This is a genomic window from Allobaculum fili (genome assembly GCF_020969955.1).
Lineage (GTDB): Bacteria > Bacillota_I > Bacilli_A > Erysipelotrichales > Erysipelotrichaceae > Allobaculum > Allobaculum fili.
Genome location: NZ_JAHDSX010000058.1, coordinates 1 through 11,842, shown reverse-complemented (window position 1 = coordinate 11,842; position 11,842 = coordinate 1). Strand labels below are relative to the sequence as shown.

Annotated in this window: 16 protein-coding genes and 2 tRNA genes; 1 reads left to right on the top strand and 17 read right to left on the bottom strand. The window is 50.6% G+C overall.

What is annotated here, in order from left to right:
* Positions 1–90: 90 nt before the first annotated feature.
* The 3 genes from Afil_RS09760 to Afil_RS09750 form a co-directional block, all read right to left on the bottom strand.
* Complete coding sequence (locus tag Afil_RS09760) at positions 91–663, bottom strand: DUF4355 domain-containing protein (protein WP_230268371.1); 573 nt, start codon at positions 661–663, stop codon at positions 91–93.
* 89 nt (positions 664–752) lie between these two features.
* Positions 753–1,055 (bottom strand): ribosomal-processing cysteine protease Prp, encoded by a 303-nt coding sequence (locus Afil_RS09755; protein WP_230268370.1) that lies wholly within the window; start codon positions 1,053–1,055, stop codon positions 753–755.
* Positions 1,052–1,216, bottom strand: a complete 165-nt coding sequence (locus Afil_RS09750) for a hypothetical protein (protein WP_230268369.1) — start codon at positions 1,214–1,216, stop codon at positions 1,052–1,054. Before Afil_RS09750 ends, Afil_RS09755 begins: the two co-directional genes overlap by 4 nt.
* A gap of 74 nt (positions 1,217–1,290) precedes the next feature.
* On the opposite strand from Afil_RS09750, the gene Afil_RS09745 reads away from it, so the two are divergent.
* Entirely contained in the window at positions 1,291–1,530 is a 240-nt protein-coding gene (locus tag Afil_RS09745; RefSeq protein WP_230268368.1) for a hypothetical protein, read from the top strand.
* Positions 1,531–1,533: 3 nt separating this feature from the next.
* Here Afil_RS09745 and Afil_RS09740 read toward each other — a convergent pair whose 3' ends face one another.
* From Afil_RS09740 to Afil_RS09675, 14 genes are all read right to left on the bottom strand, one after another.
* Positions 1,534–1,701, bottom strand: a complete 168-nt coding sequence (locus Afil_RS09740) for a hypothetical protein (protein WP_230268367.1) — start codon at positions 1,699–1,701, stop codon at positions 1,534–1,536.
* Between the two features lie 51 nt (positions 1,702–1,752).
* Positions 1,753–2,085: a YjcQ family protein gene (locus Afil_RS09735; protein WP_230268366.1), complete on the bottom strand. Its 333-nt coding sequence runs from the start codon at positions 2,083–2,085 to the stop codon at positions 1,753–1,755.
* Positions 2,086–2,288: 203 nt separating this feature from the next.
* On the bottom strand, positions 2,289–3,815 hold the full coding sequence (locus tag Afil_RS09730; RefSeq protein WP_230268365.1) for a minor capsid protein: 1,527 nt from the start codon (positions 3,813–3,815) through the stop codon (positions 2,289–2,291).
* Positions 3,802–5,190, bottom strand: coding sequence for a phage portal protein (locus Afil_RS09725; RefSeq protein ID WP_230268364.1), 1,389 nt, complete (start codon positions 5,188–5,190; stop codon positions 3,802–3,804). The genes Afil_RS09730 and Afil_RS09725 overlap by 14 nt, the downstream gene beginning before the upstream one ends.
* Positions 5,191–6,441: a PBSX family phage terminase large subunit gene (locus Afil_RS09720; protein ID WP_230268363.1), complete on the bottom strand. Its 1,251-nt coding sequence runs from the start codon at positions 6,439–6,441 to the stop codon at positions 5,191–5,193.
* Entirely contained in the window at positions 6,431–6,850 is a 420-nt protein-coding gene (locus Afil_RS09715) for a terminase small subunit (RefSeq protein ID WP_230268362.1), read from the bottom strand. Before Afil_RS09715 ends, Afil_RS09720 begins: the two co-directional genes overlap by 11 nt.
* A 130-nt stretch (positions 6,851–6,980) precedes the next feature.
* Positions 6,981–7,046, bottom strand: a tRNA-OTHER gene (locus Afil_RS09710).
* A 4-nt stretch (positions 7,047–7,050) separates the two neighbouring features.
* A tRNA-Ser gene (locus Afil_RS09705) sits at positions 7,051–7,138 on the bottom strand.
* Between the two features lie 78 nt (positions 7,139–7,216).
* A complete protein-coding gene (locus Afil_RS09700; RefSeq protein ID WP_230268361.1) occupies positions 7,217–7,600 on the bottom strand; it encodes a hypothetical protein in 384 nt (127 codons plus the stop codon).
* A 59-nt stretch (positions 7,601–7,659) separates the two neighbouring features.
* Positions 7,660–7,845 (bottom strand): hypothetical protein, encoded by a 186-nt coding sequence (locus Afil_RS09695; RefSeq protein ID WP_230268360.1) that lies wholly within the window; start codon positions 7,843–7,845, stop codon positions 7,660–7,662.
* A 28-nt stretch (positions 7,846–7,873) separates the two neighbouring features.
* A complete protein-coding gene (locus Afil_RS09690; RefSeq protein WP_230268359.1) occupies positions 7,874–8,092 on the bottom strand; it encodes a hypothetical protein in 219 nt (72 codons plus the stop codon).
* A 52-nt stretch (positions 8,093–8,144) separates the two neighbouring features.
* On the bottom strand, positions 8,145–9,491 hold the full coding sequence (locus Afil_RS09685; protein WP_230268358.1) for a DEAD/DEAH box helicase: 1,347 nt from the start codon (positions 9,489–9,491) through the stop codon (positions 8,145–8,147).
* A complete protein-coding gene (locus Afil_RS09680) occupies positions 9,488–9,814 on the bottom strand; it encodes a PDDEXK family nuclease (RefSeq protein WP_230268357.1) in 327 nt (108 codons plus the stop codon). The genes Afil_RS09685 and Afil_RS09680 overlap by 4 nt, the downstream gene beginning before the upstream one ends.
* A gap of 324 nt (positions 9,815–10,138) precedes the next feature.
* Positions 10,139–11,587: a virulence-associated E family protein gene (locus tag Afil_RS09675; protein ID WP_230268356.1), complete on the bottom strand. Its 1,449-nt coding sequence runs from the start codon at positions 11,585–11,587 to the stop codon at positions 10,139–10,141.
* Positions 11,588–11,842: the final 255 nt, after the last annotated feature.

Here is an 11,842-nt window from a genome sequence, read left to right as displayed (position 1 = left end):
TTTCATTGTTTGCGCCTGTCGGTGTGGTTGTCGTACTAGTTCCATCACCTTCCGCAAAGCGCTGAAGTTTAAATTCGTTCATGGTTCCTCCTATTTCCATTTGTCCAGTTTCTTCTGGAACGGACTGGCGGGCTCGTGATTGATGGATGTTCCAAAAGGCGTAGATCCAGTCGCTCTTGCCTTTTCGCCTGCCTGTCTTTCTGCCTGGAGCAGTGCCGCCATCTTCTGAATATTCGCATTGGTTTCTTCGGCATCTTTACCGACAACGAAATCCAGAACATCGTTTGTGACGGTCAGCTTGTAGTTCTGGGAAAAGATCTCTGCAGCGCTCTTTCTCAGCTCTGCCTGCTTCTGTGCCTGCTCCAGTTTGGCCACCTGTTCTTTGAGGCTCTGGGCCTCTTTTTGAGCCTGTTCCAGCTCATACGCTTTCTTCTGGTCGGCATTCATCTTGGCCAGCTTTTCGCCTTCCTTGCGGGCGTCCTCTACGGCTTTATCCCGATCGGCTGCCCACTTGGCGAACTTGGCGCTGATGATCTTGTCCAGATCTGCGTCTGAGTATTTTGCGGCAGAAGGATCTTTAGTCTCTTCCGCCGGTTTGCCCTGGTCTGGCGCCTGGGCGTTTTCTGCTTCATCAGCGAAACGCTGAAGATTCAGTTTTTCCATTTCCTTTATTCCCCCCGGTTTAACGTCATGTCGGACGATCCTTCCAGAGCTTTTAATGCCGTCCCTGCCTGGGCATAGAAAAAGCGAGCTTAATTCGCTCGCCCAATCTTCAGTTGAACATGTTTGGGGTACTCCCTCTCCAGCATCTGAATCCCGGTAATGAAGTAATTCAGGGAAACTCTTCCCCAGGTGCCCAGATCCGGATTGATTTCAATTCTGATCCCGTTTTCGTCTTCTATTACGGTTCCATCCAGTCCCGGTCGAAGCATTCTTTTCAGCGTCTCATATAAAATCGAGACAGCCGCACAGACGATATCGGATCCGGCCGGTGCATAGCCTGCATGGCCTTTAATCTGAATGTCTGTCTTCAGATCTGTGTCGATCATGATCATTCGTTAAGATCCTCCCAGAGCATTTTGAAAAACTTCCACAGCACTTTCAGTCCAATGCAGATGAAGCCGACCAGCAGAAACACTGTGAATGTGAGCATAATCCCGGTCAGAATATTACCGAAAATCTTATCCGCATCGGTCAGCACGATTACGTCAGTCATTTCATTCCTCCAAACAAAAAACGCCTCGATTGAGACGGGTATACAATTCTCTTATGGCTAGAAAGGAGAAGTGTGTGAAAAATGTGTACGCATGCTTATTAGGACATTGGGTTAATTTATCTGCAGATAAAGAATGTCTTATGGGCGAATACCGGCAAAGCCCTTATATCTGGTTGGAAGAAGGCGCTGAGATATGGACAAAAAAGGACTCCTCTAAAAATGATACCTTTACCGAGCTTGATTATATCTGGATTCATTACCAGGGGAAGTCCTATAGAATCAATCCTATTTTTATCCAAATCGTAGAAGAGTAGTTTCTACATCTCACTCTTTGCCGCATCAAAGCTATCGAGTGTCACGGTCTTCGTGACACTTTTTATTTTCATTTGAAAGGCTATATCAATAATCCGTTTAACCTTTTCCCAATCGAGATAAGAGATGCCTTTCAGTTCATTGAAAATTTGTTCTTCTTTTTCTTTCGTCATTTCATTCCTCCAAACAAAAAAGAGCCTGTTAGCGGCTCTTTTCACTATTCGCTAAAAAATTGGAAGCCAATCTCTCGTTTCTTTCAGGACTTCATACACTTTTTTCATTTTCGAATTCTCTGTGAGAAAGGTCACACCATCGCGGGTGATGGTCATCTCTTCAAGATCTTTGGGTACTCGACCGAATTTGGTAGTCTTGAAAGTTGGCCCTTTAACGAACCCGTCATTGACTGCATCTTCAATCACAGACAGCCAATACGATTCGCTGATTCCTAAAGCAGATGGCGAAATTTCATCTAGCTGAGTCCGTTTGCCTTTTCTCAGGTCATCATACAAACCGTACAGGATCAAGAATAAAATTCTGTTGTAATCATCTTTTGGCATGTTAAGTTCCCTTTCTGGAAAAACAAAGAGCCTGTTATGGCATCTCAGTTCATATTCCTCTCACGCTTCCATGAATGCAGCCTTCTGTTTCACAGCGAGCTTCAGAGCTTTTGCCGATCCGTTTATACGTCAACAGTTTTCCACATCTTGGGCAAACAACTTTTTCCTCCGGGTGATCAAGTTTATAAGTCAATGCTTTTTTCTCATCCAAAGAGAATTCGCTTTGCTTCTTCGCTGTAGCCATTAAACTCACCTGCTTCTTTCTGCCTTTCATATGCATCTATTATAAGTCTAGATCGGTCTTCATCGGATAAATTCGGAGCATTTAATGCCGCTTCATAACTAGCTCTGAACTCATCCCTCCAATCTCCAATCGGATATTCAGAGGGGATGTGTTTAAAATGGCCATAATATTCGTGAGCAAGTACAGCCCGCACAGATAACAAATCCCTATTGTTATTTGAACTTTTGTCCGGTAAAACGTCTCCTCTAATTCTGATCAATCCCATAACCTCATTTACACCGGTTACGTTTCCCTCATTAAAGCTCAATATATCAAGTGGAATGCCAATGTTTTCGGCCTCTCCTTTAATAAACTCAATTTCCTTTTCAGAGAGAATATAAGTATTACTTCGTCTCGCTCCGTTAGCCATAGGACGCTCTTGTTCAATACCACGGTTTCTGCTCTTCCACTCTTCCCATGTCATCGCATTCGGGTCATCCTCATGCTTCTCCATGTAGTCGCACCATTCATCGAACGCAGCCTCATCAAAGTCCTTATCGCCGTCTTCGTCTCTGGCTTCATACGGGGCAATGGAGCAGCGGCAGTTTGGATGCATCGGCGGGGCGTTCTCGCCTGATGCCAGTTTTGGCAGCGGGAAGTGCTCCCCGTTGATTGCCTGGCATTCTTTGCAGCAGTCTGGATTGGCAATGATTTGGAACTCATCGAATCCACAGGCCTTAAAAGAATCCAGGGATGCCTGAACTCTTACCCGGCTCAGCTCCGTCGAAATGAGCCTCTGGCACTCTCGGGTTGTTTTCCCCGTTGCCTTTTTTAGCTCTCTAGTGAACGGTGCCGCACCCTTTCCCAGAATCAAACAGTCCTGAAGCGCTTTGTTCAGGACTTTTTTTAGTTTCGCCTGCTGGGTGCCCCAGATCCGATCGGAGAAGGTCGCTCCATGGAAGGACGCGTGAGCGATGGTGCTTACGTGCTTCAGGTTGGTAAGTACCGTATCGCCCAGAATGCCGGCCTGTCTTGTGTAGGTCTGCAGGATGCGGTCATTGAGAGCGTCCTCAACGACGCTGCAGGCTTTGCGCTGGGCGTTGGCAATCCGCAGGCTGATCTGGCGCTTGAGCATATCCAGACGGGCAATCTTCATGGCGGTGTTGTAGCGCTTCATTTCTTGATTGGCCTGCTGCGTGAAGTAGCTTTTCGCTGCGTCATGCGCCCACGTTCCCGCTGCCATGTCTTTGGCTGCATCTTCACAGTAGCGTTTGGCCAGACGGGAATAGTAGCTGATATCGGTCCGATCCAGATACTGTTTCGCCTGGGCATAGGTCAGGCCGTTTTCATCCGCGTACTTCTGAAAGAACACCGCAATCTGTTCACTGATTTCATCGCTCATCGTCTGATAGATGTCCTGCAGCTCCTGATCCCACTGCACATTGTTTGCCTGGCACTCCTTCGTCCAGTCCGCCTCACGCTCCGACCAGTACTTACTGGAGGCCATAGCCGCCCTCCGGCTCTTCCAGGCTGCCTTCCTCTTTCGAGGTTACAGACGGGTGAGAATCGAAGTCCATGAGCGGCTGAGGCTCCTGTTCCTGTTCGATTTTCTCAAGCTCTGCCTTCGGATCCGACACGATCGAGAGTAATGAGAGCTGTGTTTCATGGGAGACGATGCCGGACAGCTGTGCGGCTGTCTGTGCCTCTTCCAGGCGATTCTTGGGAAGGTTGCGGCTTGTTGTTACCTGCAGTTCCTTCCATGCGTTCTCATCGCTCACGTTCGTTTTAAGCGTTGACCAGATCTTGTAGCGCTTGCGCAGGCTTTTTTCGATCTTGCGGTCAAAACCGCTGGCCAGATTGCTCATGGCTTGAAGCTTGTAAGCCAGGGCGGTTCCGCTGGTTGCGTTGCCAAACGATTCATCGCTGATGTTGGCCACCATCGAGATCTGGTAGATCTGCCGATCCAGACGGTCCAGCAGGTTTTCCTGCGTGGAGTCAGCTGTCGGCTTGGCCATGAAATCAACCTGCGTGCCCGTCGTATCGCCATATACTGGCAGATTGATGATCCGGTTTTCACGGATTCGCTTCACTTCCTCATCGTCGATGTCCACGCCGATCAGCTTCATATAGGCTTCTGCAAAAGCGTCAACGTCGTTGGCTTTTTCACCGATTGCCCGGTTATAGGCTTCGATCAGGCCGGTGACGTTCTCATACAGACCAAGGCGCTGACGGTTCATCAGATACTCGACAACCGGAATCAGTCCGTATGGATTGTCGAGCGTCTCAGTAAAGTTCCCTTTGTCGAAGCGGATGATCTGGTCTCTGGTCAGCACTTCGCCAAAAAGCTCGCCCTGGCTGCCTTCAATCTCATGAACGGCATAGCGAACCGCAAACAAGGCTCTGTTTCGGACTGTATCGTCGTAAACGATAAAAAGCTCCTTCGGCGTGCAGACTGTCATTCTGGTCTTTGCTTCCTCGTCCTGGTAGAGGTACTCGAAAGCATGGCCATAAATGCAGACATCCTGAAAGAGCTCGTATTCATGATCAGACAGTTCATTTTCGTTCTGAAATTCGCGCATGGCTTCGGCTACCGTATCATCTGGATGGCTTTCCTTGATTGGAATGCCGTAGGCGTATCCCAGAAACGTTTCTGTGATGTAGCGCGGGTAATTGATCGCCAGCCGGTTATCGGGCTTCCAGTCCGGCTTATCTGGCTGCTGATAGATGCTGTGGAAACCTTTGTACATTTCTTCAAGATACTTGTAACGCTGCATTCGGCTGGCGTGCTTGTCGATAAACCGCTTGACCAATGCATAGTCAAGGTTCACATCCGTCTCGCAAATCAGAGGTTCCGGAAGCTGGTATGGTCGTTTGGTACTCATTTAGAATCCTCCTTTGATCGAGCGAACCTTCACAGATCCGCGCTGTATGGGCTCCATGGCATAGCGCATGGCGTCCATCAAATGGTTAAAATCATCGATCGGCTTGTTGATCGAGCTGCCGAATTTGTCCTTGGCCCACTGGTAGTTCTGAATCTCCGTGATGAAGTTCACACAGCGCGGCTTGATGATGATCTCGTAGTCCTGGATAAACTGAACGCCGGCTCGTATGGAGTCGGCGCCTTTTCTTGATCCATTGATTTTCAGGCCCATTCTGGCCAGTTCATAGATTGACTTCGCATCTGCGCAGTCGGCAATGATCCTGTTCTTGCGATACCCCAGAGCCTCGATCCGCTCATAGATCCGGCTGTTGGTCATGCCCTTTTCGTAGATCTCATCCCACACCCAGAGTTTTCGATTTGCCTTGTCAGCGAAGCCCACGAAAAAAGCGGTTGGATCGTTGGTAAAACCAAAGTCCAGACCGCTTACGGTGACTGCGTCTCCAATGTCGGTAATCTCGAATTCCCGAATGTGGAAGTTCTCATAAACAAGACCATCCACGATTCCCCAGTTGCCAAGGCCAGCAACTTCATAGCGCCTCGGGTTGCGCTTTTTCATGTCCTCAAAGAGCTCCAAATCGCTCTGATCCAGCCATTCGTTGCAGAGGTAGTTTGTGGTAAGGGCAAGGATGTTTTCGCTCTCAGGCGCGTCAAAGAAGCGCTTTTTAAGCCAATGGTGTTCGTTCCACGGGTTGAATGTTATCGTCCATTGCTTCCAGAGTCCGTCAGGCAGTTCGCCTCGGATCGACTCATCCAGCGTGCTGAAATCTTCTTCGCTGGTCAGCTCATACGCTTCCTCGATCCATCCCCAGCAAAGAGATCCGACAGGCACTGTGATCGACGTAACCTTCAGCGGATCGTCCAGGCCACGGAAAAGAATCTTCTGCCCGGTAGGCTTGTATGTGGCCTCCAGAGGCGACAGCTTGAATTCCCAGAAGCGGGAGCACTTCAGACGCTGACAGGCCCACTGCAGATCCGTAAAACAGCTGTCTTTGAGCGTTCTGTACGTCTTGCGGACAACCAGCAGGTTGGATCCGGGATACTTCATCAGGTTGTAGATGAACCAGAGCGCCGTCGTCTTGGACTTCTTGGACGCTCGGCTGCCTTTGACAACCCGGTAGCGACCTTTGAAATTCCAGAACGTCTTATAGCCTTTTCCGACAATGTCCGGCAGGTAGATCTTCTCAGTCTTCAAGATCGCTTTCTCCTGCAAAGACAGGCGTAGCGACTTCCATTTCGACTTTGTCCTTGAACATGCCGTAGGCTTTGCCGATCAGTTCAAGCGCCCGGATCCGATCCTGCGTTTTGGATTTGACCTCTTTAACATCGCCATCCATCGTCAGCAGCTGATCCGTTGTTTCTTCGCGCCCGATCGCCGTCAGACGCTCCATGACCTCCTTGGCATCCATCGTTTTCTCGTCATGGATCTTTGCCAGGGCGACGTCGATGTATTCACGGACGTTAGCATTTGTTAGCAGTCTCGACGCGTTTGTTCTAGCCGCATCTTCGCTCTTCACGTTCTTATAAACAGCCAGGTAGGCCTGAGTGGCGTTCAGACCGTTGGCTAAGTATTCATCGCAGAACTGTTTCTGTTTTTCAGTCATCTCTCAGACCTCCTTTCTTCTCAAAAACGTACCCGATCCCGTCACTGCATGAAAAAATTGTTCACAGCCGCTTCGGGCCTGCGGTATCAGAGAAAGAAATCGGACGGTTCGGATACGCATTTCAGAAGACGGCGGCAAGCCAGGACTTGAACCCGGATCTCCCCTCAGAGGGCTCTACGCTTGAGCTACTAGCCGCCATATGGCGCCGGATGGAAGATTCGAACTCCCGGACCCTTACGGATCCTCTGTTTTCAAGACAGCTGCTTTAATCCACTCAGCCAATCCGGCAAAAGAAAAGCCGCCCATTTCTGGACGACTTTCGACACTATCATTTTAGCATGTAAAACCGTGCCCCCTGCGTGCAAGTCAGATCAAACCGCTTGCTTCTGCCAGAGAGGACGGAACTCGCGAAAGACAGCGGTCGATTTTGCTTCGGATGCCGTCTTTCGAGTAGTTCAGGCTCTCTCCGATCTTCCAGTACCGTTCGCCGTTGATGTATGCACGGATCATGATCTCTTTTGCTTCATCCTCGATCTGATCAATGAACTTCTTGATCTGCTCAGCCTCAAAGCGATACTGCGCCGCTTTGCGCTCTGCCTCAAGCTGGTCACTGAAGATCTCAAGATAGACAGACTCCTTTGCCTTTCCGGATCCGCTTGGCTCGTGACTGTAACTGATTGCTCCAGGAGTGGCCATGCTTTCGTATTTCTCCTGAAGCATCAGCGCTTCCCTGTCTTTTTCGTTAGCCATGATCAGGAGATCTCGATAGGACTCCAGCCTTCGCTTAACCTCTCGCACTTCACATGCCCTCATCTTTCTGCCCCTTTCTCTACTCGAATTCCTGTCAGGCTTTCGAGTTTTTTAATGCTCTCTCGATAGCCGTGGCCGCCGTCCTGCCAGTCGTTGAGTGTGTCCAGCATCTCATCCGCAAAAGCAGGAAGCCGCTTCTTGCTTCCCCAGCCGGATCTATGCAGCAGGATCACGGCATGAGCCATAGCAAGAAGGTAGCCCTGTGAGAACTCTTCAGATCTTCGCCTGCGCCTGCGCCTTGACACGTTCTCTCAGCTCCTTATCCCATCGTCGGACTAGCGTCCTCGCCTGAATGCCGAGTGCCGCCGCCATTTCACTGACATCATCTTTTGCGGAATCGAAAAGGTACAGACAGCAGTTCGCTTTCTTCTTAAATCGTTTCAGTTCGTGGCCCGCGCATGAAGCCACCCAGCAGTTGTCTTTGAATGACATCTCCAGTCGGGGTTCGGTATTAAAACTTCGTTGAGTCGCCATGTTTTTCCTCTCATATTCTCAGCGCATCCAGAAGATCCCTCTGCGTTATCTCTTTCGATTTCAAAGCCTTCAGCATGTCCTGATCGATTGTCCCCTTTGCCATCAGGTGATAGATCAGGACCTTTTCTTTCTGTCCCTGCCTGTAGATCCTGGCATTAGCCTGCTGATACAGCTCAAGATTCCAGTTTGGAAGGCTGTACCAGATGGCGATATGTCCGCCTTTCTGAAGGTTCAGTCCGTGGCCGGCTGATGACGGCTGAAGCAGAAGATAACCAAGATCACCACGATTCCATTTCTGGATGGCCCCCTTGTCTTTGACATCCATGCCTTTGTAGCCCTTCAGCGCTTCCGCTATTCTGGCTTTCTCATGCTGGTACCAGTAAAAGATCATCACAGGCTGGCCGTTGGCTGACTCCATCAGCTCCAAGAGGGATTCAAGCTTGTGCTTGTGGAGGACGTGGACATTGTGGTCCTCGTCGTAGATCGCTCCCGATGTGTATTGAAGCAGCTTGCCGCACATCACCCCGGCGCTGTCCGCCGCAATGGTTTCGCTTCCGACATCCAGCACCAGCTCTTTCTTGAAAGCCTGATATTTTTTCAGATCGGATCCGAGATCTACAGGGATATCAATCATCTGGCAGTCTGGCAGGGTCGCATACTCGGCCTGATCGATCGACATACAGATATCGGAAATCCGTTTCTGGATAACCTCGGAGGCTCCAGGCTGGACAGACCAGTTATAGACAACGTGTCCGCTGGTCATCCCCGGTTTGAGGTAAGCCGTTCGGAAGGCGCCAAGCGTCCGGCCAAGCCGTTCGCCCCTGTCCATCAGGTATATCTGACTCCACAGGTCGGGGATGCCTTTGGGTGATGGCGTGCCGGTCAGGCCGATCAGTCTGGAGATCATCGGCAGCATCTTCCGCAAGGCCCGAAAACGCTTGGACTTGGGATTTTTAAATGTCGATAATTCGTCGATGACAACCGTGTCCCACGGCCAGTCTTTGCCGATCAGATCCACCAGCCAGACAACGTTCTCCTTGCTGATCAGGTAGATATCCGCTTCGGCATGGACGGCCGCTTCTCGTTTCTTTGGAGTTCCTGCGATGACGGAAATCCTCAGGCCGGCGAGGTTGTCCCACTTCTGGATTTCGCCGGGCCACGTCGTTTCAATGACCCGCTTCGGTCCGATCACCAGAACTTTCCATGACTCAAAGCTTGTGCGAAGCAGATACTCAACCGCTGTCAGGGTTGTGGCGGTCTTGCCGGCTCCCATCGGCAGAAAAAGCCCACAGCTTGGATGGTCAAGAATCCACCGGACACCCCGCTGTTGGTAGGGATGGGGCTTAAAGGCCGTCATAGCACTTCAATTCGCTCGGGCTTTGGCAGATGTCCTGCGATGATCCACTTAAGCAGCAGATCTACAGCCGGTTTGGATGCGATTCGGTAGACCTTAAGCCCTTGCTCTTTGATCTGCTCGGCTCTGTGCGCCTGAAGCTTCTCGTCTGATCTGCGTCGGGCGTTTGGCTTCTTGAGCTCTACGAAGAACTGCTTTCCGGCCAGAACACACCAGCGATCCGGCACGCCTCGAGTGCCTGGACTTACGAATTTCCAGCAAAGCCCTCCGGCGTCCTTGATTTTTCGAACCAGATACTGCTCAACATCTCTTTCAAGTTCGTTCATTTCTCTTTTCTCCTGTAAGCCGGGACAACCTGTCCCATCTCCTTGTCCCGGGCAAAGCCCTTTACATATCGTCGTTTTAGGTGCTTTGGGACAACTGGGACAGTGGGACAAGTTTTTTCCTATACGGCTATGCGCTATTTTCAAAAAACGTCTCAGCTCCTATATCAGGGCCTGTATATTTTCTATAGCTGTCTGAATAAAGTTTTAGTCTGTTTCCTTGTCCCACTTGTCCCATAGACTGTGAATAGACTGTAGATAAAGGAAAAATTAAGCGGGACAAAGCTGGGACAAAGCCGGGACAAAGCCGGGACAAGACTGGAGGGGTCACACTTGATCGTTTGGTTGCCGCCAGAAATACCGCTGGCGCCCATACAGCGCATCCTGCCGCGACCTCTCGCCGCGTTTCCATCCGGCCTTTGCGATCGTCGTCCCTATGCGAATCTGTTCCGCTCGGTTGAAATCCTCTTTGCGACGACCCAGGCAGACTACCCATACTTCTGTTCCGCAGACGAATCCTCGTTCTTCTGTATCGTTGGTGTCGTTGTTGAGATACCAGTCCCGACGATGGCTCTCGTCCATCCCGTAGTAGCCCTTTGGGATTTTTCGCTCCAGAAAGTCCGTGATCAGACCTTCTTCTTCTGATACGAAGGTGTGCGCCTCCTGGGCTTCCTTGGCCATCTGTTCGAGATCCTCGGAAAGGTGCAGATTCTCGCCTTTTTCCCAGCAGGATTTTGCTTCGGCCCATATCTGGTCCACCTCTTCTTTTTTCAGTTCATACGGGCTGTGCTTGCGTTTTTCAGGGTGGCAGTCCACCGGCCAGAAGCGTCTGTTTCCGGTCTGGTCTTTCAGGTGGATTCCCTCGTTAGTCGATCCCCACAGGACGAACTGTCGCAAAAAGGTCTGCGGGTTTCTGGCGTAGGCCATTCGGACGGTATCCTGCGTGGCGGAGATAGCCGCCTTCAGGTCCGCTTCATCGGCTTTTTTGGCTGCGGCCATTTCGCCGATCTCGCAGAGCCATTTGCCCTGTGTGCTCTCGACAAGCTTCTTGCGATCGAACTGGATACTGTCGGTGAAGTACTCCGGCTTTGTGGCCAGCCGTTCGATTAGCTGGCTCTTGCCGATGCCCTGGTCTCCAACCAGATCCAGCACGTAGTCATACTTGATGCCCGGCTGATAAATGCGGGCGACCGCCGCTACAAGGTGTTTCCGTGTGATGGCTCGGACGTAGGCGTTGTCGTCTGCGCCCATGTAGTCCACAAGCAGGGTTTCAATCCTGGTCTCCCCATCCCACTCAAGCGAATCGAGATAGTCACGGATTGGATGGAATCGCCTGCGCTGAGTAACTACGCTGAGGGCGTCCTCAAGTTTTGCCCGATGCCATATTCCGTAGCTGTTTTCTATGAAGCTTCGCAGTCCAGCGTCGTCGGCATCTGTCCATCCCGGATTTCTAGGGTCAAACTTTTTCCACGGCAGCGATCCGAACTTTTCGTGCCTGCATGAAAACTCGTTATATCCGCCGATGCCGTCTTTGATTCGGGTGTCGTTGGCCAAAATCATTTCGAGATTGCGGACGGTAGGCAGAATGGCCTGCGTCTTCGCATCCCTTTCCAGATTGGCCGACCACCTAAGATTGGCCTGAACGATGTCTTCTTCCGTCATGGTTTCGGACTCGTCCGATTCGTCATCGCTCGGGTCGATATCCCCAAAGTCCTCGAAAAGGCTTTTATCCATCTCTCTGCGGACCCTCGGATCGTTGGACGCCAGTTCGTTCATTTTTTTGATGGACTCTTTGTCATCGCCGAACTTGTGCAGCCTTACAAGGTCGTATGCGTTCTGGAGATGCCCGTTTCCTGCTGGATCCGTTGCGTGATGGCTGAAAGCCTGCTTATTGTCGTAGACCACCCAATGTCATTAAGTTAAGGAGGGATAAAAATCGTATACCCTGTTCATGAGCGTTGTCATTTCTTATATTTTGCGTCTCAGGCATGACGAAAAGGATGATTTTCTACCTGTTGAAAAAATCATCCT